Origin of the sequence: Brevibacterium sp. Marseille-P9724, from assembly GCF_902500275.1 — a bacterium.
Classification (GTDB): domain Bacteria; phylum Actinomycetota; class Actinomycetes; order Actinomycetales; family Brevibacteriaceae; genus Brevibacterium.
Genome location: NZ_LR722993.1, coordinates 108,679 through 132,293, shown reverse-complemented (window position 1 = coordinate 132,293; position 23,615 = coordinate 108,679). Strand labels below are relative to the sequence as shown.

Here is a 23,615-nt window from a genome sequence, read left to right as displayed (position 1 = left end):
TCAGGAGTGATTATGAGCGAAGTGCTGACCGCCGTCGACGCCGGGGTGCTGACCATCACCATCAACCGCGAAGACAAAAAGAACGCGCTGACCAACGACATGTACACCGCCCTTGCTGACGCCCTTGAGGCCGCGCGGGATGACAACGATGTCCGAGCTGTTGTCATTCAGGGCAGCCAGCGTGTGTTCAGTGCGGGCAACGACCTCGGCGATTTTCAGAGCACGCCCGCCGACGCGGGCCTTTCACGGCCGGTATTCCGGTTCCTCCACTCACTCGCAGTGTTCCCCAAGCCGCTGGTCGCCGCCGTGTGCGGTCCGGCGGTCGGCATCGGCACCACCATGCTCCTGCACTGCGATTTGGTGTATGTCGGCACCAACGCAAAGCTCAGCCTGCCGTTTGTCAACCTGGGGCTGTGCCCTGAGGCTGCTTCTTCTCTGCTGCTGCCGAAGATCGCCGGGCACGCGCGCGCTGCCGAACTGCTCATGCTGGGCGAGCCCTTCTCTCCACAGCTGGCTTACGAGGCGGGGTTGGTCAACGCGGTCCTCGAACCCGAGGAGGTCCTCGCCAAAGCACAGCAGACTGCGGTCAAGCTTGCTGCCAAACCGCAGAAGTCCCTGCGTGTGACGAAGGAGCTGCTGCGGCCGGAAGCACTGCGCAAGCAGATCCTTGAGCGCATTGACGACGAAGCTCAGACTTTCAGCGCCATGCTCCACGAACCGGCTGCGCGCGAGGCTTTTGCCGCATTCATGGAAAAGCGCCGCTCGGACTTCAGCGGTATGTGAACTGACACCTAAGCGGCTGCGGCCTTCGGCTGCCGTAGCCGCTGCAGCTTCCCGCTGCACCCAGCCGCCTCGGCCAACCGCTGCACCCAGCCGTCCCGCCCAGCCGCGGTAATGCAGATTCACGCTTTAATGCGCCGCATCAGCGCGTGGATCCGCATTACCGCGCAAACCTGCGACGGTTGGACGAGGCTGCGACGCTGGAACCGCCCCACACAGCACTGGGACCTCGCCGTGACCATATGCCGCGCTCAGTCGGCCACGATTTGTCGGCCGGTGCCGCCCAGCACAAAGGCATCACGCGCGGCCAACACAGAAACCGCGAACAGCACGGCGAACACGCACAGCAAAGCAATGATCGGCACGGTCCAACCACCGCTCAGCGAGTGCAGTGCACCCATCCCAATCGGCCCGGCAGCTGCCAGAATGTAGCCGAAGCCCTGCGCCATCGTCGACACTTTCGCGGTCAGAAGCACTGACGGGGAGCGCCACACAATGAAGCTCAGGCACAGCGCCAACAGCGCACCTTGGGCGAATCCCATGAGCGTCATCCACACGTACGGGGCGGCCAGGGGTGCAAACAGCAGGCCCGTGAAGCTGCTCATGCCCAGTCCGACCGCAATCAGCATCGGCAGCCAGGTGGGCCGAACCCGCTGGGCGAATATGGGCGCCAGCAGCGATGTGACGGTTGACGGAAACACGGTGAATGCCACCATCCAGCCGGCCTGCTGTGCTGGCATACCGGCGGCCATGAAGATCGAGGGAACCCAGGTCAGCGACGCGTAGTACGTCATGGACTGGATGCCCATGGTGAGGGTCACCGCGATCGCCACCGGGTCTGCCAGCAGCTGCCGCATGCCTGCGCCCGTATCGCCGCCGCGGGCTGCTGGACCGGTCTCGCCCGGGCCCGCTTCCCCCGCCGAGGTGCCGCTCGGTTTGCCGCTGCCGCCTCGTCGGAGAAGCTGGGGAACCCAGGCCAGCAGCGCGAACACGGCCAGGCCGGCCCACGCGGCCAGCGCCCAGCGCCAGCTGCCGCCGAAGCTCTCCCGCAGCGGCACCGTCAGACCGGAGCCAAGCGAGGCGCCGATGCCGATGAACGCGGAGTACAGGCCCATCATGAGGCCGGATTTCGCAGCGAAATCGCTTTTGATGACTGCGGGGATGACCACGTTGCCCACTGCAATGGCGGCACCGACGAGGCACGTGCCGAGGAACAGCATCTGGAGTCCTGGCACGCTGCGCAGAAGAATGCCCGCGGCCAGGACAAGCAGCACGAGTCCCAGGAGTCGGCGCATCCCCAAACGCTGTGAGAGCCCCGGCGCCGCAAAGGCGAAGATGCCGAAGGCAACAACCGGGATTGTCGTCAGCAGGGATGCTGCGGCTGCCGAAAAGCCCAGATCAGCGCGGATGTCGCCAATCACCGGCCCAATCGAGGACACGGCGGCGCGCAGGTTCAGCGAAATCGCCAGCAGTCCGGCGGCGGTTATCCATGCCGCAGCGACGCCTGAAGTCCTGGGTCCGGTCATGGAGCGACTGTATCCGATACGACGGAGGCAGCCTGTCGTCGCCGGTGGCCCCGCCGCCAACCGCGGCCCGACGATGCCGCAGCCCGTCGACGCCAGACTCACGCTGTAATGCAGCTTTGCGCTGTAATGCAGCGCATTAACGCGTGAATCTGCACTACAGCGCACATCCGGACCATCCCGAACGCACAATCAGACGCCGCCGGAAGCAGCGCGCAGCCAGGCTTCAGGAACGATGCGTGCGCGGGCCGTCTTCAGCCGCACCAGGTGCTGCGTCCGCACCTTCAACTTCCGCGGCCTCTTCAATCGCCGCAATGTCATCAATCATGCTCGGCTCAGCAGAAGCGTCGTCAGCAGTTTTTCTGCGCCGACCGATGAGCGCGCCGATTTTCTTCAGCGAGCTCAGGCTCTTCCGGTCTTCGCGCAGACTGGTTATACGCGGATCGGTTTCGGCGATGAAGTCTCCCGGCATGGGGCCAAAAGCACCTGCTGCGCTTTTGATGACGACGTTGGCCATTGAGCGGTTGACCATGATGCCGACGGCAGCGCCCAGCCCGAATGGCAGAATCCGGCCGACTGTGGAGCCGACGGTTTTGGTGCCGTAGCGTTTGATCATTTCGTCGCGCATCTTTTTGATGAGCGAGTTCAGCAGGTTTGACGGGATGGTCTGTGTGACCGTCGACGCCCAGGCCCGCCCGGTGCGTTCGACGTTTGTCTGGCCTGCGACCCCGGTGTCTTCGGAGAATTGACGCACCAGCTTCCGTCCGGCTTTGCCCAGCATGAGGCCCAGCACCAGGGCGTTGGCGCGGGGGCGGTCGACAATCGTCATGCCGTGCAGTTCGGCCATGGCCTGCGCGTACAGTGCGGAGGCTTCGAGGAATCCGGCGGTTTCGGCGGCTGAGACTCCCAGGGCGGCGGTTGTGCCCAGTCCGGGGAAGACGGCGACGGCGCCGACTGCAGCACCGGAGCCCATGGCCACGTTGCGGTAGTGCTTGCCGATGATGTCGGCAAGTTCCTGTGGCGAAGCGCTGGGGTTGCGCCTGCGCATGGTTCGCAGATAGGCCAGCACCATGGGCCGCTGCACGCTGAGCAGTTTGCTCAGCGAAACCTCGACGGCCGGCTGAAGGGTGCCATCGCGGCGCACGGCGAACCCTGCGGCTTTCTGTGCGCCCTGGAGCGCTTTGCTTGTCTTAGACACGGGCCCCACTGTAGTGGTCGGTTCTGAACGGCTCCTTAGACTGGCCGTCATGAGCTCAGAACGCCGGTTCCACAAACCTGTGAGACGTCCCAACCTCGACGGCAGCGATTCGCGCCCCGGCCCGGCTGAACAGTCCGAGCTTGCCCACGAACTTGCCGGGATGGTCATCAGCGACCGCTCCCGCAAGCGGGATTCGGCCAGCACTGAGCGTTTTGTCCGTTTGGCTGACGAGCACGGCTTGGAGCAGATTGCGCAGCTGTGGGCGCGGTCTCCCGCGGTTTCGCTGCCGGGTGCGCTGTGGCGCCTGTACGCGCTGCGCACCTGGATCCGCCGCCGAGGCGCCGAAGCCTCCCGCTGGTACCGCACCGGTCTTGCCGACGGGGCTGCCGCTGTGTCGGAGGCGATAGCGGGTGCTCCGCCAATGCCCACTCCGGATGAGCTTGCCGATGTTGTCGATGAGATTATGCGCGGAGCTTTCCGCGGGGATTTCGCAATCGCCCTTGAACGGGCTTCTGCTTTTGTTTCGATTGTCACACGTGGGCGAGCTGACGATGATGCCGACGACAGCAGCCTTCGGTCTTTTGCGCAGATGAGCGAGGACTTGCGAATCTGTGCTGGCCAGTTCCGCGAGGGCCGCTTGGTTTAGCGGGACAGCACAACTGGTCTTCGTCCCACTGGGCGCATACAGTGGAGGTGTGCTCTTCGGAGCACGGGTGTCGGGCCGCTAGATGCCCCGGGCTCCAACATTTGCCGCTTCGAGCGGCCTTCCGCCGAGAGGCGCACTCGGCCCGACACCACCCCTCAGGTATTGAATAGACGAGGACAGGACATGGCCCGAAAGTCCGCGAGTGCGGTTTTCTTCGATCTGCTGGCCCAGCTGTCCTTCGCCATGCAGGAAGCCAACCTCGTCTTAGCCGAACTGTCCGGCATCGAAGCCGAACACCGGCGCAAAGCACAGGCGCAGCTGGAAGTCATCGCCGCCAACGCCGATGACCACTTCGACGCTCTGACGCGCTCCCTGCGCGAGTCCTATCTGACTCCGATCGACCGCACGCTGCTGTATCGGCTGGCCGCAGCTATGCGCGACTGCTGCTATGAGCTGCGCTCGGTCGGCTTTGCTCTGACCTCATCGGCTTTTGACGAACTTCCCGCCGGTGCGCTGGAAATGCTCGCACTGCTGTCGAACTACGCGGACAACACCAAGCGCATGACGCAGCGGCTGCCCGCCAAGTTCGACCAGTGGGAGTACACGGCTTCCGTGCACACTCTGTCCAAGCGCGCCCTCGCCCTGCGCCAGCAGCTCTCAGACACTGTGCCGGCTTCCCGCAAGGGTTCCGTGTACCTCAGTGCGGCAATTCAGCTGAGCATGACATTCCGAGACGCGTGCAACTCTTTTCAGGAGGTCGGACGCATCGTGGCAGAGATTGCTCTGACGGAATCCTGACGTGGACCCGCTGCTTGTGGCGGCCGGCCTTCTGTGCTTGGCCTACGGTGTCTCCAATGGCTTCCACGATGCCGGTGTGCAGGTGGGCAACGCAGTGGCCACGCGCACCCTGCGAAGGCGCCAAGCGCTCTTCCTCTGTGCTGGGTTCAACTTCATCGGCGCGCTCTTGGGCCAGGGACTCCTGCTGGCTCTCACCGGCCATCTGCTCACCGCGGAGACCCTGGGGCATGACCTTCTGCTCATCCTGATTCCGGGGCTGTTCGCAGCGCTTGTCATCAACACCTCAACGTATTTTCTTGCAGTCCCGATTTCGGCAACGCACTGCCTTTTCGGCGGTCTGCTGGGAGCAGGTTTCGTCTACGGAGCTCAGCCGCTCAACACAGACCTGGTCACCGACTCCCTCTTCCGCCTGGCCATCAGCCCGATCGTCGCACTGCTGGTGGCGTGGCTTGCCCTCACCGCGGTCGTTCCACTTCTGCTCAACCGCGCACCGAAACCCGTATTCCGCGTGTTCCGCCAGGGCACCGCAGTGGGCACGGCCGCCCTGTCAGCCGCCCACGGTTCACAAGACGCACAGAAAATCGGTGCGGTGTTCATAGCCGCGTGGCTTTCTTCACGCGGCAACACCAGCATGGACCAGCTGCCGGGCTATGTCCTGTGGATCATCATTGTCACGATTGCCCTGGCAATTGCAGGAGGCACCCTCCTGTCAGGGTGGCGCGTTGCCGACACGGTGTCGAGGCGACTGTCCACCCTCGACCCCGTGGGGGCAGGCACCTCGACCATGGTGGCCGCGGTCTTGTCCTATCTGGCCGCTTTCGTCTTCCGCGTGCCGATCTCAATGAGCTTCCTGGTGGTCGGCACAAACATCGGCGCCGGACTCGCCTCACCCCACAGCCGGATCGGCTGGCGCAGCCGAAACCGGCTGCGGACCCTGGTGTTCGTGCTGTCTGTGTGGCTGATGGGCATGCCCGCCAGCGCCCTGCTGGGTGCGGCATCCGCTGGGGTTTTCCGCGCAATAGCCGCCTGACATCTTTCCCGCCGACACCAGGCAACACACAAAGGAGAAGTAGTGCAAAGGGGCGCGCAGACCTTAGCCAGCACGCCCCTTCGGATCTCAGCGGACTCAGCCGTCAAGCAGCCAATCATTGGGTGCGAACAGCTCGAAGTGGACGGCATCATCTGTGAAGCCTGCCTCGCGCAGCTGACTGCGCGCATCTTCGAGGAATCCGGTGCCGCCGCACACGTAGACCTGAGCGTCCTTCGGCAGACCGAGCTTGTCGATTGACAAACGCTCAGCACCGTCAGAGTAGACGCTTTCTGCCCGGGCGTTCTCAAGATCGTCAACGAGCGCGCTGCGCTCAGCTGCGAAGACATCGGCCTTTTCGTTCGCTTCGCAATGGGCGACGACTATCTCTCGCTTCGAGCCGTGGGCGTGCAGTGCTGCGAGGATGCCCATCATCGGCGTCGTGCCGATGCCCGCTGACAGCAGAGCCACAGGCTCGGTCCCGTCGATGTCGACCACAAGGTCGCCGAAGGGAATCGTGGCGTCCAGCTGCATGCCGACCTCAGCGTTATCGCCCAGCCAGTTCGAAACCTCGCCTGCGGGAGCATCGCCTTCAGCCAGCACCCGCTTGACGACGAAACTCAGCGTGCCTTCCTCGGCGGCCACCAGCGAGTACTGGCGCAGCTGGCGGGCGCCGTCAGGCAGTTTGACGCCGACGGAGGTGTACTGGCCTGCACGTCCGGCAGGCAGCGCCGTCCCGTCGACGGGCTTGACGGTGAAGCGGACGATCGTGTCGGAAAGATCTTCGCGTTTGTCGACGACAACGCGGCGGAAGACGTCTCCGGCTTCAACTCCGGCGGAACTGTAGAGGTCCTTTTCAAAGTCGACGAGAACGCGGGCCATGATCCAGTAGACGGCATCCCAGGCTTCAGCGACTTCTGGTGTGACAGTGTCTTCCCCGAGAACCTCGACGATCGCCTCGAAAAGGTTGTCATGGACGATCTGGTACTGGTCTTCGGTGATCCCCAGCGATGCGTGCTTATGCCCGATCCGCTCAAGAAGATCGCGCGGATCCGCAGCGTCAGGGTTGACCAGCATGGACGCGAAGGTGGCGATGGAGGCAGCGAGTGCTCGCTGCTGCGCGCCGAGCTTCTGGTTGCCCCGGTTGAAGGTGTCGGCGATCAGCTCGGGGTGCTTGGCGAACATCTTTGAGTAGAACAGGGGTGTGATCTCGTCGATCTTCGAGCCGACCAGCGGCAGGGTTGCGCGGATGACGTCGGCGTGTTCTTCGGAGAGCTCGGTGCGGTCGATATCGGCCAGGTGGGGCAGCGGCTGGGTGGTCATCAGGTCTCCTTCGAGGTGGAAGAGGACGGTGTGCTCGGGGCCAGAAGGTCCAGAGCGGATGATCGGCGGACGAGTCCGCCGATCTGAACGCCGTCGAGGTGGCTGAGGAACGCCTCTTGCGCTGCGGCGAACTCGCTTCGCAGCGCACATCCGGACAGAAGCGGGCATGGAGTCGGGGTCGTGCAGCCGACGACATCGCCATCGCCTTCGAGTTCGCGGACGACAGCGCCGACCGTGGTTTCGAGAGCTCCGGGTGCCAACAGCAGTCCCCCGCCACGTCCGCGGCGCGAATCGATGAGCCCCATTCCGGCAAGCCGCGCGACGACTTTGGCCATGTGGGCCTCGGGCGCTCCTATGAGCTCGGCAATGTGCACAGTCGAGACCCGCTCGTTCGCACGGGCTAGGACCATGAGCGTGCGGAGGCTCAGATCTGTGAATCGCTCAAGCTTCATGAATCCCACGCTACATAATCTGACTTATAGACTCCAATTAAAAACCGCGGCCCCTCGCAGAGCCAGCCGGTGTTTCAGTATCCGGTGTAGCGGCCGGGCCTGTGGTTGGTGGCAAGCACCACATTGAGCACAACAACGCCGATGACGGACACCAGCACCGTCTGCCACGGACTGACAAAGAACGATGCCACCACGATGACCCCGTCGAGCACCATGAGAACAGCGCCGGCGTTCAGCCCCGCCCGCTCCTGCAGGATAAGAGCCAGGATATTGAATCCGCCCAAAGATGCTCCGTGGCGGAACAGAATGAGAATGCCGACTCCAGAAATCAGACTGCCGGTGGGAACCCCGTAGAGAATCGGGAGATCGTGAAGGCCGAGCATTGCCTCGTTGAAATCGGCCAGCGCACCCACGACCGACACTGCCAGCAGGGTCCGCAAGGTGAACCCCCAGCCCTTCTTCCAGATGGCCAAAGCGAAGAAGGGCAGATTGACCAGCGGAAACAGCAGCCCGATGGGCAGATCGACAACATAGCTGACAAGCAGCGCCAGCCCGGCTGTCCCACCTGTGACAGCTTCAGCCGAATGCAGAAGAGCCAAGCCGATGGACGTCAGATAGCTGCCGGTGATGAATCCCAACAAGTTTTCGTACCAGCGGTGGCGCACCGGGGCGGGAAATACCGGCGGCGGCACTGGGTTTTCAGCAGTTTTCGGCACTGGGCAATAATAGCCACCATGCCGCAGCAGCATTCGCGTGGAAGAACCCTTGCCGCCATCACCGCTCTCGCAGCCGGCACTTTCGGCATAGGCACAACGGAGTTCGCCACCATGGGCCTGCTTCCGAACATTGCGGAAGCGTTTTCAGCTTCCCTCACCGAAGCCGGGTCTGCGGTGACCTTCTACGCTCTCGGCGTTGTCATCGGCGCCCCGGTCATCACTGCGTTCGGCGCGAAGCTCAATCGCAAAATGCTGCTGGTCATTCTGGCCTGCATTTTCACCGTCGGCAATATTGCCGTGGCCGCAGCACCCACCCTTCCAGTTCTGCTGGCGGCCCGCTTTTTCACGGGTCTGCCGCACGGAGCCTATTTCGGGTTGGCGGCGGTGGCTGCCGCCGGAATCGTCCAGGAGGGAAGACGCGCCCGCGCCATGGCCGCCGTCGGCTTGGGGCTCACGGTTGCCGCGATCCTCGGCGTTCCCGCGGCAACCGCCGTCGGATCCCACCTCGATTGGAGGCTCGCCTATCTGCTGATCGCCGCAATCGGGGCCGTCACCGTCGTGGCCATCCTCATCCTCGTTCCCCGTGTCCAGCCGACGACCCCGCCGTCAGTGCGCGGTGAGGTTCGCTCACTGGCCAATCCGCAGGTCATCCTCACCTTGCTTGCCGGAGCGGTCGGCTTCGGCGGCATGTTCGCCGTCTACACCTACATCGCCCCCGTCGTCACCGACTTGGCTCACCTTCCCGGAGCAGCCGTGCCGTGGATCCTCGTCACCTACGGGGCCGGCATGACGGTGGGCCAGATGATTGCAGGCCCGCTGGCAGACGCCTCCATCGAACGAGGCGCCATCACCGGGGCTTCCCTCATGGGGTCCGCTCTGGTCGTCTTCGCCTTCACGGCTCACCTTCCGGTCCTGCTGTTTCTGTGCGTGTTCACACTGGGGATCTCTGGCTCTGTTTTCGTCACCGCCCTGCAGATGCGCCTGCTGCGCGATTCACATGATGCCCCGAATCTGTCAGCAGCAATGAACCATGCGGCATTCAACACCGCGAATGCGGCAGGAGCGTGGCTTGGCGGAATCGTCTTGGCCGCCGGCTACGGCCTGCGGGCTCCCGCAATTGCCGGCATCGGGCTCAACGCGGTCGGCCTGGGGCTTCTTCTGACCGCTGTTGCCCTGCATCGCAGATCACGTGCTTCGCGACAGATTCTGCCGCTGTGATTCCGCTACTCTGAAACTGTGAGCAGTGCCGTGCCGCGCACTGCCGAACACGAGAGGAGCAGCCATGCGGATTGCCCTGTTCGCCACGTGCATTGTCGACGCAATGTATCCCGAAACGGCGAAAGCAACCGTCGCGATCCTGGAACGTTTGGGCCACACCGTGATCTTTCCCCGCAAGCAGGCCTGCTGCGGGCAGATGCACATCAACTCCGGTGCTTTCGCCCAGGCCTACCCGGTCGTGAAGAACCACGTCGAAGCCTTTGAATCAGAAGAGTGGGACTGGGCGGTCGCCCCGTCGGGTTCCTGTGTGGCCTCACTGGGCCACCAGCATGGGATGATCGCCGAGTCGCAGAACGACGAGTCTCTGAAGTCGCGCGCAGATGACATCGCCGGGCGCACCCTTGAACTCGCCCAGTTCCTTACGGACGTCGCCGGGGTGAAGAACTCGGCTGATGACCTCGGCTCGTACTTCCCGCACACCATCGCCTACCACCCGTCGTGCCACGGCATGCGCCTGCTGCGTTTGGGCGACCGCCAGGAGCGGCTGCTCTCAACCGTCGAGGGTGCAACCGTCATCGCACCGCAGAACCAGGATTCCTGCTGCGGTTTCGGCGGCACGTTCTCGGTGAAGAACCCACAGGTGTCCTCCGCGATGTTGCAGGACAAAGTCGAAGCTCTCGTCTCGACCGGAGCGTCAGTGTGCTCCGGCGGTGACGCCAGCTGCCTTATGCACATCGGCGGCGGCCTGCAGCGCCAAGAGGAGCTCATGCCGGTCATGGGCGAAACTCCCGCAACCGTCCACATGGCCCGCATTCTTGCATCGACAAAAGACAATCCGCTTGTTCTCGACCGCACCAAGGTCACAGGAGGTGCTCTGCGATGAGCCAGACATTCCTCGGCATTCCGTCCGTTCCACCGCCGGGCAAGGGCTTCCTCACGGAAGCCACCCCGTTTCCGCAGGTGGCAGAACACGAACTGACCAATGCGCAGCTGCGCGCTTCATTGACCAACGCCACCGGGACCATCCGCCACAAGCGAAACCTTCGGATCAGCGAAATGCCGGACTGGGAGGCTCTGCGCGCTGCCGGTGCGGCGACAAAGGCTCATGTCATGGCGAACCTGCCGGAGCTGCTGCAGCAGTTCGAGGAGGCCTTCACCGCCGCTGGCGGCACGGTCCACTGGGCCCGTGATGCCGACGAAGCCAACAGGATCGTCGAAGAGCTCGTCGTCGAAAACGCCCCCGTGCTCGCAGACGGCCGCCGTGAGGTCATCAAGGTCAAGTCGATGGCCACGCAGGAAATCGGCCTCAACGAATACCTCGCCGAGCACGACATCGACGCCCTTGAAACCGACCTGGCCGAACTCATCGTCCAGTTGGGCGATGACCGTCCCAGCCACATCCTGGTGCCTGCCATCCACCGCAACCGCAATGAGATCCGCGAAATCTTCAAGCGCGGCATGCCGGATGTTCCCGAAGACCTGTCGAACAACCCGGAAGACCTCGCGGAAGCCGCGCGAAAGCACCTGCGCCGCAAATTCCTCGAAACCAAGGTCGCGGTCTCCGGAGCGAACTTCGGCATTGCCGAAACCGGCACGCTCTCAGTGGTCGAATCCGAAGGCAACGGCCGCATGTGCCTGACCCTGCCGGAAACCCTGATCACGGTCATGGGAATCGAAAAGCTCCTGCCGAGCTTTGACGATCTCAGCGTGTTCATGCAGCTGCTGCCCCGGTCCTCCACCGGTGAGCGCATGAATCCCTATTCCTCGCTGTGGACAGGCCGGGCCGATGGCGACGGCCCGCAGAACGTCCACGTGATTCTGCTGGACAACGGACGTTCGCGCGTACTGGCCGACGAGGCCAGCCGCGAAGCGCTTCACTGCATTCGCTGTTCGGCGTGCATGAACGTCTGCCCCGTCTACGAACGCACCGGCGGCCACGCCTACGGTTCGGTCTACCCCGGCCCGATCGGCGCGATCCTCACTCCGCTGCTGACGGGAGTCGAAGAGGCCGCCAACGGCTCCCTGCCATACGCATCGAGCCTGTGCGGGGCCTGCTACGACGCCTGCCCCGTGAAGATCAACATTCCCGAGCACCTGGTGCGGCTGCGCAACCAGGATGTCGAAGCAAAGGAAAAGAAGAAGCCCGTCAAGGTGCCCACAAACCAGCTCGACGCTGCGCTGAGCGCGGCCAGCTGGCTGATGAGCGACGGTGACCGCTTCGGCAAAGCACAGAAGGCCCTGCCCCTGGCCAACCTCGTGTCACCTAAGACCGGGGTGAAGGCCCTGCCCGGTGTTGGCGGCAAGTGGACGCATTCGCGCACACTGCCCACCCCGCCGAAACAGTCGTTCCGCGAATGGTGGAAGAAAGAGCGAGGAGACAACGCATGACCGCCAAGCACGCAATCCTCGACCGTCTGGCCTCAGCGCTGGGCCGGCCCGTCACGGAGGGCAGCACCGAACCCGTCAGCACCGAAGCGATTCCTCGGGACTACCGCGTGAGCGCAGAAACGGGTGAAGCTGAGCGGATCGAACTTCTCACCGATCGCCTGCTCGACTATGACGCCGGCGTCTACGAGGTGCCTGCTGAGCAGGTGCCGAAGAAGGTCGCCGAACTGCTAGGCGACGCCTCCAGCATCGTCGTTCCGCACGACCTCGACTTCGGCTGGACTGAGAAGACCGGCGCGGAAGTGCTGAAGGACTCGGGTGATGAGCCCCTGTCGATTGACACGCTCGATTCGGTTGACGCCGTTGTCACGGGTGCGACAGTCGCAATTGCCGACACCGGCACCATCTGCCTGGCCGGCGAGCGCACGGGACGGCGGGCTATCACGCTCGTACCGGACCACCACATCATCGTGCTGCAGAAGAAGGACGTCTGCACGATCGTTCCCGAAGGCATCGGAGTGCTTGAAGAGCGCGGGCTGACCACCACTCCGCAGACGTGGGTGTCCGGCCCCTCAGCCAGTGTCGACATCGAGTTCCAACGCGTTGCCGGTGTGCACGGGCCGCGCACACTCGATGTCATCATCACCGACTGACGCAGGCGTCTCAGCAGGTCAGGGCTTCAGAACGAACTTGTTCTGAAGCCCTGATCTGTGTACGGACTCCAGTGCACGGCGGGCCTGCCTGAACGCGGCGGGTGAACTTTGCGAGAAGAAGCTGGGAGTTTAGGCTGAGGAGTCAATCTGACGTCCGCGCCACAGCCGGCGCAGCACAACCGGGAGGCTCTGTGAGCACCACTCAGCCGTCAGGCGGCAATGCGCATATCGCCGCCATTTCCTCAATGTCACCGGAAGACCAGGCGAGAACCGCTCGCCGGGCCGCAACCGCCGCCCTTGTCGGCACCGCAATGGAGTGGTACGACTTCTTCCTGTTCTCCACGGCTGCGGCCATTGTCTTCAACATCCACTTCTTCGCATCTGACGACAAGGTCACCGCACTGCTGGCCTCCTTCGGAACCATGGCCGTCGGCTTCGTCGCCCGGCCCATCGGCGGAATCATCTTCGGGCACCTGGCTGACAAGGCCGGGCGCAAGCTCGTCCTCATTGTCACCGTCACCGCCATCGGCATAGCCACCGGGCTCATCGGCATCCTGCCGACATTCGCCACAATCGGCGTGTGGGCACCGACCCTGCTGATTGTGCTGCGCATTGTGCAGGGGCTTGCCGTGGGCGGTGAATGGGGTTCGGCCGTCACGGCGGCCGTCGAATCCGCCCCACCGGAGAAGCGTGCACGCTACGCGGTCATGCCGCAGGTCGGCTCTCCCATCGGAACCATTCTGTCCTCCGGCGCGTTCTTCATCATCGGAGTGCTCCTGCCGCCTGAAAGCTTCGAAGCCTGGGGCTGGCGCATCCCGTTCCTCGCCGCCATTCCGCTGCTGCTGATTGCACTGTTCATCCGCAAGCACCTGGATGAAACCCCCGAATTCCAAAAGCTCATTGCAGAAGGCGAAAAGGAATCAGTCCCGTTCTTCAAGCTGCTGGTGGAAGCTCCCCTGGGAATCATCGTGGGCTTTATGACCACACTGCTGGGCGTGGCAGGCTTCTTCGTCGTGACGACCTTCGCCGTGTCCTACGGCAAGAACTTCCTTGGGCTGCCTGCCAACCTCATGCTCGCGGCGACCATGGTCGGCGCGGCCATGCAGATCGTCGTGATGATCCTCTATGGTCGCGTCGGCGAAAAGATCGGCTCGGCCCGCGCCTCGATGATCGGCGGCCTGCTCACCATCGCGTTCGCGTTCCCCATGTTCTGGATGATCGAAACCAAGTCCGCGGTGCTCGTCATCTGCGGTGTCGCAGCCGGCATCACGATCGTGTCACTGTCCTACTCCGTCAACGGCTCACTCATCACGGCCTTGTTCAAGCCCGAATACCGAACCTCGGGTGTTTCACTGTGTTCGAACCTCGCCGCCATCGTGGCAGGCTTCATGCCGATGCTCGCCACCCTGTTCCTCGGCGTAGTCGACGGCGCCTGGTGGCCTGCGCCCCTCATGCTCATGACACTGGCTGCGATCACCGCAGTCGGTTCAGCACTTGCCCCAAAGGTCAGCCTGCAGATTGAGGGGTACCGCCACTGAGGCGAATTTTCATACACCCCGTCAGCTGCAGCTGACAGAACAGAAGCCGGGCCCCGCATTGCCGAGGGCCCGGCTTCTTCGGTTCCCGGCACCTCGCGCCCTTCCCGTCCGGCACGAGAATTCTCACGGGGGTGCAACCGACCCCTCATCAGTATTGAGTTATTATACTGTCTAATGCATATTCATTAATCTGTAGGTGAGGGGCCGATCCCTACCTACAGCGGCAGCCGCTGCCGCACACCACTAGGAGCAACCGTGAAAAAAGCCCTCGCAGCACTGACTGCCGCAACCGCACTGACCCTCACAGCCTGTGGAGGCGGCGAAGCCGACGACAGCGGCCTGGTGCAAAGCGGCAAGCTCACCGTCTGCTCCACCGTGCCCTACGAGCCGTTTGAGTTCGTCAAGGACGGCGAAACCGTCGGCTTTGACATCGACCTTGCAGACAAGCTCGCTGAACGCCTCGATGTCGAAACCGAAGTGCTGAGCACCCCGTTCGAGGGCATTCAGTCGGGCACTTCGCTCGACACCGGCAAGTGCGACATCGCCATCTCCGGCATTTCGATCACCGATGAGCGCAAAACCAAGATGGACTTCACCGACCCCTACCTCAACGACAACCTCGGCATGGCCGCAGCGAAGTCGGACGGCTTTGCGAGCCTGAAAGACGTCAAGGACAAGAAGGTCGGTGTGCAGGCTGCAACCTCTGGCGAAAAGCACGCACAGGACGAAGGCATCACAACGGTGCAGTACGAAAACGGCGGCATGCTCACTCAGGCGCTCATGGCAGGCAAGGTCGATGCCGCTGTCGGCAACATCTCCGTCATCTCCGCAGCAACCAAAGCCGATGACAAACTCGAACTCGTAGAAACCTACGAAACCGGCGAACAGCTCGGTGCTGCCGCCAAAAAGGGCAACACTAAGCTGACCGAAGAATTCAACGCCATGCTCAAGGAGATGACCGACAACGGCGAATACAGCAAACTCGTCGAGCAGTGGTTCGGCGACGAAGTCTCCGAAAGCCTCAGCGTGGCCAAGAACTCCTAAGCGGCTCCGGCGCGGCAGGCAACAATTTCTGCACCCGGATGAATTAGGCCCAGGAACACCCCAAATGTGACCCGCAGCACTGTATGGTTTTTTCTCATGAGGCGGCACGAATGGGCCTGCCGCGCTATCAAGGAGACATCGTGAAGAAAGCACTCTCGATCGCCGCTTTCGCTGCGGCAGCATCCTTCGTCCTCGTCGGCTGCGGCAGTGGAGGGGGCGACAGCTCCGCGGAAAGCAACGGAATCGAACTGATTCAGAACGGCAAGCTGATCGTCTGCTCCGACATCCCCTATGAGCCGTTTGAGTTCGTCAAGGACGGCAAGACCGTCGGCTTCGACATCGACCTTGCAGACAAGCTCGCCGAGCGTCTGGGTGTTGAAGCTGAAGTCGTCACGACTCCATTCGAAGGCATCCAGTCGGGCACCTCACTCGACACCGGCAAGTGCGACATCGCGCTTTCGGGCATTTCGATCACCGACGAGCGCAAGACGAAAATGGAGTTCACCGACCCCTACCTCAACGACAACCTCGGCATGGCCGCAGCGAAGTCGGACGGCTTCAAGAACCTCGACGACGTCAAGTCCAAGAAGGTTGGTGTGCAGGCAGCGACAACCGGCGAAACCTACGCCAAGGACAAGGGAATTTCACCAGTGCAATACGAAACCGGCGGCATGATGACCCAGGCGCTCATGGCTGGCAAGGTCGATGCCGCTGTCGGCAACATCTCCGTCATCTCCGCAGCAACCAAAGCCGATGACAAACTCGAACTCGTCGAAACCTACGAAACCGGCGAACAGCTCGGCGCGGCTGCCAAAAAGGGCAACACCAAGCTGACCGAAGAATTCAACGCCATGTTCAAGGAAATGCTGGACAACGGCGAATACAGCAAACTCGTTCAGCAGTGGTTCGGCGACGAAGTCTCCGACAGCCTCAGCGTGACCGAAGACGCCAAGGGCTGACACTTCGCCCCACGGGGTGCCGCTCACCGCGGGTGGGCGGCACCCTTTCCCGAGCAGACTCCCCCATTCCCACCCCTGACCAGGAGGCACCGTGGCTCTGAGCATGAAGCAGCGCCGGCGCACATCCCTGACGATCCAGTACGCAATCTTCTTCATCGTCATCATCATTCTGGCCGTCACAATCGACTGGCCGAACATCGTCGACAAGTTCTTCAACTTCCGGATCATGGCCCAGCAATTCCCGGCCGTGATCACCACAGCACTGAAGAACACGATCATCTACACGGCCCTGGGCTTTGTGTTCGCCATGGCACTGGGCATTCTGCTGGCGCTCATGAAGCTGTCTTCGGTGGGCCCGTACCGGTGGATCGCAACGGCGTACATCGAATTCTTCCGAGGCGTCCCGGCACTGCTGGTGTTCCTCGCCTTCGGGTTCGGCATCCCCACCGCATTCCAGGTCAACCTGAACAACTACCTCACCGTCATGCTCGCGCTGGGAATCGTCGGCTCTGCGTACATTGCAGAAACTCTGCGCGCCGGCCTGCAGGCCGTGCCGAAAGGCCAGTACGAAGCGGCCCGCTCGCTGGGCATGAGCCACTCCAGGGCAATGATTTCGGTGGTTATCCCGCAGGCATTCAAAATCATCCTGCCGCCGCTGACCAACGAAATCATCATCATGACGAAGGACTCTTCGCTCATCTACCTGCTGGGTCTGCTGCCCAGCCAGTTCGAGCTCGCACTGTTCGGCAAGAACGCAATCGCCGCTCCGGAAGCCGGCCTGACGCCGCTTGTGATCGCAGGTGCCTGCTACCTCGTCATCACACTGCCCCTGGGCTGGCTGGCCCGCAAGTTCGAATCCCGCCAGCAGAAAGCGAATGGAGCCTGACATGACTGCCGAACAGACCACAGCCGTCAAACCGGCTGTCAAAATCACCGACCTGCACAAGTCCTACGGCGACGTCGAAGTCCTCAAGGGCATCAACGTCGAGGTCCTTCCCGGCGAAGTCGTCTGCCTCATCGGCCCATCGGGTTCAGGCAAATCGACCCTTCTGCGCTGCATCAACGTGCTCGAACAGTCCAACAGCGGAACAATCGAAGTCGCAGGATTCACCGCCACAGATCCCGACACCGACCTCAATGTCATGCGGCAGCACGTGGGCATGGTGTTCCAGAGCTTCAACCTCTTCTCCCACAAAACGGTTCTGGAGAACTGCACGATCGCACAGATCAGAGTTGCCAAGCGCGCCCCTGCCGAAGCGCAGAAGATCGCCCTGGAAAACCTCAAGGTCGTCGGTCTCGACCACTTGGCAGACCGCTACCCCGACCAGCTCTCCGGCGGTCAGCAGCAGCGCGTGGCGATCGCCCGAGCCCTGTGCATGAACCCCGAACTCATGCTGTTCGACGAACCGACCTCAGCTCTCGACCCCGAAACGGTCGGCGATGTCCTCCAAGCTATGCGCCGACTGGCAGGCCGGGGCATGACGATGGTCGTTGTCACCCACGAAATGAACTTCGCCCGCGAAGTCGCGGACAAGATCGTCTTCATGGACGGCGGAGTCGTCGTCGAAATGGGCCCACCGAATGACGTCATCGGCAATCCGCAGCACAAGCGCACGCAGAGCTTCCTGAAACGTGTGCTCGACCCTGACCACATGGAACACGAAATTGAATAGGAACCGAGTCAACGTAGTATCGAGGCATGCGCCTTGATCTGAGAATTGACAATGCCCACCTGCTGACAATGGAGTCCGCAGGCGAAGCCGACCCCTACGGCACCCGCGCGAAGCTGGGCTCCATCGGCATCATCGGCGATCGGATTGTGACCGTGGGCGATGAAGCCCGCGAAACCGCAGCCGATCGTGTTCTCGACGCCGACGGACGCTTTCTCACCCCCGGCTTCAACGACGTCCACTGCCACACCGCCTGGTACGGCATGACGCTGCTGGACGTCAGCGTTGAAAAGCTCGGCAGCATGGACGCCGTGTACGCAGCACTCGAAGCTGCCGTGAAGGAAAAAGCCCCCGGAGAATGGGTGACCGCCACCGGGTTCAGCCAAAACGACTACGACGGCCAGTACCCCGACATCCGGGTGCTCGACCGGATTGCCGACGGCCGTCCCTTGTTCATTCGCCAAGTGTCCGGCCACGCGGCGATCGCCAACACGGAAGCACTCGAACGCGCCGGGGTTTTCCGCAACGACTTCGAAACACCCGAGGGCGGCAAGATCGTTCGCGACGAAAACGGTCAGCCCACCGGGCTCATTGAAGAAACAGCCCAGGCGCTCGTACAGGACCTCATCCGCCCCTATTCGCGGTCGCTGCTGGTCGACGCTATTGATGCCGCCACCTCGTCCTACGCCCAGCAGGGCCTGACCAGCTTCGGCGATGCGGGCATTGCCGCCGGGTGGATCGGACATTCGCCCACGGAACTCGGCGCCTACCAGGAGGCCCGCCAGAACGGACGCCTGCACGCGCGCGGCCAGCTCATGCCGATGGCCGATGCTCTGCGACCAGTCCACGCCCACGACGACGACCACAACGGACTGGGACTCGACCTCGGCGTCGTCAGCGGATTCGGCGATGCCATGCTGCGCCTGGGACCAATCAAGATCTTCATGGACGGCGCGATGAGCTCCGAAACCGCCGCCATGTACGACAACTACGAAGGCTCGGATTCCCCCGGCTACTTCCAGGACGACCTCGAAGTGCTGCGCAGGCAGATTCTCGACACCTACCGGGCCGGGTGGTCTCTGGCGGTGCACGCTATCGGCGACAAGGCCGTGGCAAAGGCCATCGAGTTCATCTGCGAAGCCCAGGACACGTACGGTTTCCCCGCCCAGCGCCAGCCGGGACACACCATCCCCAACCGCATTGAACACGCCGCCATGGTCAGCGACCCCCAGCTTAGAACCCTGCGCGAATACGGCATTGCGGTCACCCCGCAGGCAGCCTTTGCCGATGCAATCGGCGATGCCCAGAACGCTTCTCTGGGCGAGGCTCGACGCCCCCTGCTCTATCGGGCCAGGGCATTTTTCGACAGCGGAGTTCTCCTGCCTGGCTCATCCGACCGTCCGTGTGCCGACGGCACACCCCTGCGCGGTATCCAGGCTTTTGTCGACCGGCGCACCCGCTCCGGCGACATCATGGGCTCTGCCGATGAATGCCTCACTCCCCAGCAGGCGCTTGCCGCATACACCTCGATCGCGGCGGAGGCCTCCGGCGATCTTGCCGACAAGGGAACCCTCAGCCGCGGCAAGCTGGCCGACATCGTCTTCCTCGATGACAACCCGACCGCGGTTGATCCCACCACAATCAAGGACATCAACGTCGCGGCCACCATGCTGGGCGGCCGCTTCACGCACGGAAGTCTCAACTGACCATCCCGCCCACAGCAGAAAGGAGCTGACGGTGTCCGCAGACGCCCAGGCCCAAGAATTTCTCAACGACTTTGCCACCATGAGCGGCTTCGGGCAGACCGCCCGCGGCGGTGTGGACCGGGAAGCAATGACCCAAGCGGATGTCGACCAGCGCAACTGGTTCGGCGACTGGCTCAAAGAGCGCGGCTTCAGCGTCGAAGTCGACAGGGTCGGCAACCAGTTCGGACTGTACCGCTTCCACCCCGATGCCCCGTTCGTTTTGTTCGGTTCGCACATGGACTCACAGCCGACCGCCGGCCGCTTCGACGGCGCCTACGGTGTGCTCGCCGCAGCACACGCCGCCCACCGTGTGATCGAAGCCCACCGGGAAGCGGGAACCACCCCGAAGCACAACATCGGCGTGGTCAACTGGTTCAACGAAGAGGGCTCTCGCTTCGAACCTTCGATGATGGGTTCGGGTGTGTACACCGGCAAACTCGACGCCGACACCGTGCTCAAAACCGAAGACCTCGACGGCACGTCCGTTGAAGACGCCCTGCGCGCCGGAGGATACCTCGGAACCGGCGACGGACCAGAGGCCGCGGCCTACGGTGAAATCCACGTGGAACAGGGCCGCCTCATGGAAGACGCGGGCAAGCAGATCGGGCTTGTCGAAGCCACCTGGGCTGCGCACAAATACCACCTGATCGTCCACGGCGAACAGGCCCACACGGGATCCACCGTCATCGCCGATCGCCACGACGCTCTGCTCGGCGCATCCCACCTGGTCATTGCGGCACGCGAAATCGCCGACCAATTCGGCATCCACTCCTCGGTCGGGCAGATGGTCGTCCTGCCCAACTCCCCCGTCGTTGTGCCAAGCGAAGTCCGCATGCACATGGACTTCCGCTCCCCCAGCCAGGAAAAGGTCGAACAGGCCGATGCGAAGCTGAAGGAGCGCATCAAGCAGATCGAAAGCATCGCCTCGGTCCGCATCGAAGAGGGCACCGCCCACGCGTGGGACAAACAGGCCTACCACGACGCCGGGGTAGAACTCAGCCGACAGGCGGCCGAAGATCTGGGGCTGTCGCATATGAACATCATGACCGTCGCCGGACACGATTCGACGAACATGAAGGACGTTGTGCCGACCGTCATGCTGTTTGTGCCGTCAGTTGAGGGTGTGAGCCACAACGAAGAAGAGTTCACCACCGATGACGACATGCTTGCCGGTGTCACGCACCTGACCGAAGTCGTCCGCCGCATGGCCGACGGAGCACTCGACTGAACGTGAGGCTCGAAGACTCTGCCGAGCAGCTGCGAGCGGCTCTCGCACAATTCCCCGTGGAGAGCTTCCGCAGCGTGGCCGGTGTCGGTTCGGCGACCCTGGAGATCAAAAAATCCGAGTTCATCGGCCTTGTTGCGCCTGCATCGACTGAAGAAGAAGCGCGGCGGATCATCGACGAGCAGAAACAGCTGCACCCCAAAGCCCGTCACTGGTGCACCGCCTACATTCTGGGTCCAGACGCACGCACACAGCGGTCCAATGACGACGGCGAGCCAGCAGGAACAGCAGGCGCTCCGATCCTCGATGTTCTGAACGGCAGCGGACTGACAGACACTGTTGCGGTTGTGACCCGCTACTTCGGCGGAGTTCTGCTGGGTGCCGGTGGGCTTGTCCGCGCCTACGGTTCGGCTGCTTCCGAAGCTCTTGCGCGGACGAAGATCATCACCCGCAGCCTCATCGTCCCCGTCAGTGCGCGTCTGGACTATTCGACGGCGGACACTGTTCGAGCACGCGCCGAACAGCGCGGCTGGAAGATCATCGATGCCGAGTACGCGGCGGATGTCACCGTGCACACGGGAGTTCCCGCTGACGATGTCGATGACTACGTGCGCATGCTGGCCGACCTCAGCGCCGGTGCTGCACAGCCGCTGATCGGCACACCCCGCTACGTATAGCTGTTCGCTGCGCGCAGGGGCCGTCAAGCTGCGGTCAGTCGAGGGTCGCTATTCGGCCGACTTTGGCCTGGGTGAGTGACACGATGTCCTCGGGCTGCATTTCCACCTGCAGGCCGCGCTTGCCGGCTGACACAAACACCGTCGGATAGTCTGCAATTGTCTTGTCAGCTATGACGGGGTGCTGACGCCGCTGCCCGAAGGGGCTCACTCCCCCTGTGATGAATCCGGTGCGGCGCTCGGTTTCGGCCACGCCCGCCAGCTGGGCTTTGCGGCCGCCGACGGCAGTCGCAGCGGCTTTGAGGTCCAGCTGCCCCGATACGGGCACCAGCGCGATCGTCGGCTGTCCGTCGACGAGGATCATCAGGGTTTTGAACACCCTCCCGTATTCGACTCCCAGTTTGTCAGCCGCTTCCGTTCCATAGCGGCGAGCCGCCGGATCGTGCACGTATTCGTGCAGAGAGTAGGAAACTCCCTTGACGTTGAGCACTTTGAGTGCGGTTGTCGATGCGGTCTGGGTCTTCACGAGGCTTCCTCCTGCACGGCTGCGCGTGCGGGCACAATTCCGTTTGGTCTGCCGTTAACCATATGAAAACCCGTTCGATGGCACCAAATACGGGCGAGTCTCGGTGTTTCGCCTTCAGGTAGATAAACCCTTGCGTGAACGCGAAAGCACCCCGCCGACAAGCGACGGGGTGCTTCCTTTAAGGCAGTACCGCTATATTGCGATGCTCATCTGGCCTATCATCCCTGGCCGGTGAGGATGGCGATGAGCTTCTGGATCAGGTTCATCCGCTCGTTGCCGTCTTCGGAGCCCTTTTCATTGGATTCTTCAGTGTTCTCAGTCGGCTTTTCAGGCTGAGTGGTCTCCGGTGCCTTCGTGCTGTCGGACTTCTTCGGGTCCTTCGACTTGTTCGAGTCGTTGGTGTTCTTGGAGTCCTTGGACTTCTCCGACTTCTTGTCGGACTTGGACTTGTCCTCAGGCTTTGTGCTCGGTTCAGTGGTGCTCTTGTCCGACTTCTTTTCGGTCTTGCGCTTTTCACCCGCAGGGGTGAACGTCGCGTCGTCGAAGGTGATCTTGTCACCTTCAGCCTTCGGGTAGAGCGACTTGTTCGCCTTCGTCGTCCACAGGTTCACCCGAAGCTGCTGGGTTCCGTTGTCCCTCGGGACACGCTTGGTCTGAGTGTCATCCGAAAGGACAGTGCCATCTGCAAGCGATGTGATAACCCGCAGGTAGTTCTTATCCCAGACGGCTTTTGTCTTGATTGTCTGAACGCCCTTGGGGATATCAAAGCGCTTGTGGGGAACCCGGTCGCCGAAGCCCTTAAGGTCATCAGGGTAAACAGTTACCATACCGAAGGTTTTGGGACGGTCCGCGCTGCCCCAACGGGAAATCTCAATGAAGTCGATTTCCGAGCTGCCCTTCATATTGGTGTGCTTTTCCATTCCGGGCGTACGGTCAATGGCAACTTCTGCAGTGTCGTACGTAAAGATTCCAAGAACGTTGCTCGGATCCATTCCGTCGAAATCTCCGGTGTAGCTGAATTCGTATGTGCCATAACCGGTTGATTCCGTAGCAATCAGCTCAACGCCGCCGTCAATGCCCTTATTCTGAACAACAAGCTCGTCTTTGCCGTTCACATGGGCACCCTGCACCCACTTACCTTCGCCATCGCTGGGGTGCGGAGCCTGCGGACCACCCCAGCCCATGACATCATTAGTGGAGCGAATAGCCCAGTCCTGACCTGAGAATTCGATCGTCTTGAACTTGTAGTCGGTTTCAAACCGACCGCTCTCATAGGAGATCTTCGGAGGAGCGGCCTTTGCCTCTACCGCAATAGAAGCAGGAAGGACGAGCCCCATCGCCAACGGAACAATTGCATACTTTGCAAGATTCTTTTTGGTGAACACCTGCGGTCTACCCCTTCGGCTTAAATGTTTATTCAGCATCAAAGTAACATCTGGATAACATCTTTGAGCGAGTCCAAAGCGTAGCACAGCGAATTCGGCGTCCGCGATGGCAAAACCGGCTGGAAAATCG

At 62.3% G+C, this 23,615-nt stretch carries 23 protein-coding genes; 16 read left to right on the top strand and 7 right to left on the bottom strand.

The window, feature by feature from the left end; all coding sequences use genetic code 11:
* Positions 1 to 12 precede the first annotated feature (12 nt).
* Positions 13 to 783 carry an enoyl-CoA hydratase gene (locus GC119_RS06490; RefSeq protein WP_070574993.1) on the top strand — a complete coding sequence of 257 codons (771 nt, stop codon included), beginning with the start codon at positions 13 to 15 and terminating at the stop codon, positions 781 to 783.
* Positions 784 to 1,031: 248 nt separating this feature from the next.
* Here the strand turns inward: GC119_RS06490 and GC119_RS06485 are convergent, their stop codons facing one another.
* Together GC119_RS06485 and GC119_RS06480 are read right to left on the bottom strand one after the other, a co-directional pair.
* Positions 1,032 to 2,306 carry an MFS transporter gene (locus tag GC119_RS06485; RefSeq protein WP_226829326.1) on the bottom strand — a complete coding sequence of 425 codons (1,275 nt, stop codon included), beginning with the start codon at positions 2,304 to 2,306 and terminating at the stop codon, positions 1,032 to 1,034.
* 223 nt (positions 2,307 to 2,529) lie between these two features.
* Complete coding sequence (locus tag GC119_RS06480) at positions 2,530 to 3,501, bottom strand: hypothetical protein (RefSeq protein WP_070574996.1); 972 nt, start codon at positions 3,499 to 3,501, stop codon at positions 2,530 to 2,532.
* Positions 3,502 to 3,550: 49 nt separating this feature from the next.
* Here GC119_RS06480 and GC119_RS06475 point away from each other — a divergent pair, with 49 nt between their 5' ends.
* The 3 genes from GC119_RS06475 (at position 3,551) to GC119_RS06465 (ending at position 5,975) form a co-directional block, all read left to right on the top strand.
* Positions 3,551 to 4,147, top strand: coding sequence for a hypothetical protein (locus GC119_RS06475; protein WP_226829324.1), 597 nt, complete (start codon positions 3,551 to 3,553; stop codon positions 4,145 to 4,147).
* A gap of 183 nt (positions 4,148 to 4,330) precedes the next feature.
* A complete protein-coding gene (locus GC119_RS06470) occupies positions 4,331 to 4,945 on the top strand; it encodes a DUF47 domain-containing protein (protein ID WP_070574999.1) in 615 nt (204 codons plus the stop codon).
* 1 nt (position 4,946) lies between these two features.
* Positions 4,947 to 5,975, top strand: coding sequence for an inorganic phosphate transporter (locus GC119_RS06465; RefSeq protein WP_070575002.1), 1,029 nt, complete (start codon positions 4,947 to 4,949; stop codon positions 5,973 to 5,975).
* A gap of 96 nt (positions 5,976 to 6,071) precedes the next feature.
* Here the strand turns inward: GC119_RS06465 and GC119_RS06460 are convergent, their stop codons facing one another.
* From GC119_RS06460 to GC119_RS06450, 3 genes are all read right to left on the bottom strand, one after another.
* Entirely contained in the window at positions 6,072 to 7,295 is a 1,224-nt protein-coding gene (locus GC119_RS06460) for a globin domain-containing protein (protein WP_070575005.1), read from the bottom strand.
* Positions 7,295 to 7,747 (bottom strand): RrF2 family transcriptional regulator, encoded by a 453-nt coding sequence (locus GC119_RS06455; RefSeq protein WP_070575009.1) that lies wholly within the window; start codon positions 7,745 to 7,747, stop codon positions 7,295 to 7,297. The genes GC119_RS06460 and GC119_RS06455 overlap by 1 nt, the downstream gene beginning before the upstream one ends.
* Positions 7,748 to 7,821: 74 nt before the next feature.
* A complete protein-coding gene (locus tag GC119_RS06450; protein WP_141750224.1) occupies positions 7,822 to 8,463 on the bottom strand; it encodes a YitT family protein in 642 nt (213 codons plus the stop codon).
* 18 nt (positions 8,464 to 8,481) lie between these two features.
* Here GC119_RS06450 and GC119_RS06445 point away from each other — a divergent pair, with 18 nt between their 5' ends.
* The 12 genes from GC119_RS06445 to GC119_RS06390 all read left to right on the top strand — a co-directional run bounded on the left by GC119_RS06445 (position 8,482) and on the right by GC119_RS06390 (position 21,577).
* Positions 8,482 to 9,681 carry an MFS transporter gene (locus tag GC119_RS06445; RefSeq protein WP_070575016.1) on the top strand — a complete coding sequence of 400 codons (1,200 nt, stop codon included), beginning with the start codon at positions 8,482 to 8,484 and terminating at the stop codon, positions 9,679 to 9,681.
* Positions 9,682 to 9,745: 64 nt separating this feature from the next.
* A complete protein-coding gene (locus GC119_RS06440) occupies positions 9,746 to 10,564 on the top strand; it encodes a (Fe-S)-binding protein (RefSeq protein ID WP_151952756.1) in 819 nt (272 codons plus the stop codon).
* The gene (locus tag GC119_RS06435; RefSeq protein ID WP_070575023.1) at positions 10,561 to 12,069 is read left to right on the top strand and encodes a lactate utilization protein B; all 1,509 of its coding nucleotides are present in this window, start codon (positions 10,561 to 10,563) and stop codon (positions 12,067 to 12,069) included. The genes GC119_RS06440 and GC119_RS06435 overlap by 4 nt, the downstream gene beginning before the upstream one ends.
* On the top strand, positions 12,066 to 12,719 hold the full coding sequence (locus GC119_RS06430) for a LutC/YkgG family protein (protein WP_070575026.1): 654 nt from the start codon (positions 12,066 to 12,068) through the stop codon (positions 12,717 to 12,719). The genes GC119_RS06435 and GC119_RS06430 overlap by 4 nt, the downstream gene beginning before the upstream one ends.
* Positions 12,720 to 12,910: 191 nt before the next feature.
* Positions 12,911 to 14,257 (top strand): MFS transporter, encoded by a 1,347-nt coding sequence (locus GC119_RS06425; protein ID WP_226829322.1) that lies wholly within the window; start codon positions 12,911 to 12,913, stop codon positions 14,255 to 14,257.
* Between the two features lie 255 nt (positions 14,258 to 14,512).
* On the top strand, positions 14,513 to 15,301 hold the full coding sequence (locus GC119_RS06420) for an ABC transporter substrate-binding protein (RefSeq protein WP_151952755.1): 789 nt from the start codon (positions 14,513 to 14,515) through the stop codon (positions 15,299 to 15,301).
* A 140-nt stretch (positions 15,302 to 15,441) separates the two neighbouring features.
* Positions 15,442 to 16,260 (top strand): ABC transporter substrate-binding protein, encoded by an 819-nt coding sequence (locus GC119_RS06415; RefSeq protein WP_151952754.1) that lies wholly within the window; start codon positions 15,442 to 15,444, stop codon positions 16,258 to 16,260.
* 91 nt (positions 16,261 to 16,351) lie between these two features.
* Positions 16,352 to 17,146, top strand: coding sequence for an amino acid ABC transporter permease (locus GC119_RS06410; RefSeq protein ID WP_070575036.1), 795 nt, complete (start codon positions 16,352 to 16,354; stop codon positions 17,144 to 17,146).
* A gap of 1 nt (position 17,147) precedes the next feature.
* Positions 17,148 to 17,933, top strand: a complete 786-nt coding sequence (locus GC119_RS06405) for an amino acid ABC transporter ATP-binding protein (protein ID WP_070575039.1) — start codon at positions 17,148 to 17,150, stop codon at positions 17,931 to 17,933.
* A gap of 26 nt (positions 17,934 to 17,959) precedes the next feature.
* Entirely contained in the window at positions 17,960 to 19,636 is a 1,677-nt protein-coding gene (locus GC119_RS06400) for an amidohydrolase (protein WP_070575051.1), read from the top strand.
* A 31-nt stretch (positions 19,637 to 19,667) separates the two neighbouring features.
* Positions 19,668 to 20,903: a M20 family metallo-hydrolase gene (locus tag GC119_RS06395; protein WP_070575056.1), complete on the top strand. Its 1,236-nt coding sequence runs from the start codon at positions 19,668 to 19,670 to the stop codon at positions 20,901 to 20,903.
* A gap of 2 nt (positions 20,904 to 20,905) precedes the next feature.
* Entirely contained in the window at positions 20,906 to 21,577 is a 672-nt protein-coding gene (locus GC119_RS06390) for a YigZ family protein (protein ID WP_083304181.1), read from the top strand.
* A gap of 34 nt (positions 21,578 to 21,611) precedes the next feature.
* Here GC119_RS06390 and ybaK read toward each other — a convergent pair whose 3' ends face one another.
* The gene (gene ybaK, locus GC119_RS06385; RefSeq protein ID WP_070575060.1) at positions 21,612 to 22,100 is read right to left on the bottom strand and encodes a Cys-tRNA(Pro) deacylase; all 489 of its coding nucleotides are present in this window, start codon (positions 22,098 to 22,100) and stop codon (positions 21,612 to 21,614) included.
* Positions 22,101 to 22,318: 218 nt separating this feature from the next.
* A complete protein-coding gene (locus GC119_RS06380) occupies positions 22,319 to 23,485 on the bottom strand; it encodes a hypothetical protein (protein ID WP_070575063.1) in 1,167 nt (388 codons plus the stop codon).
* Positions 23,486 to 23,615 lie beyond the last annotated feature (130 nt).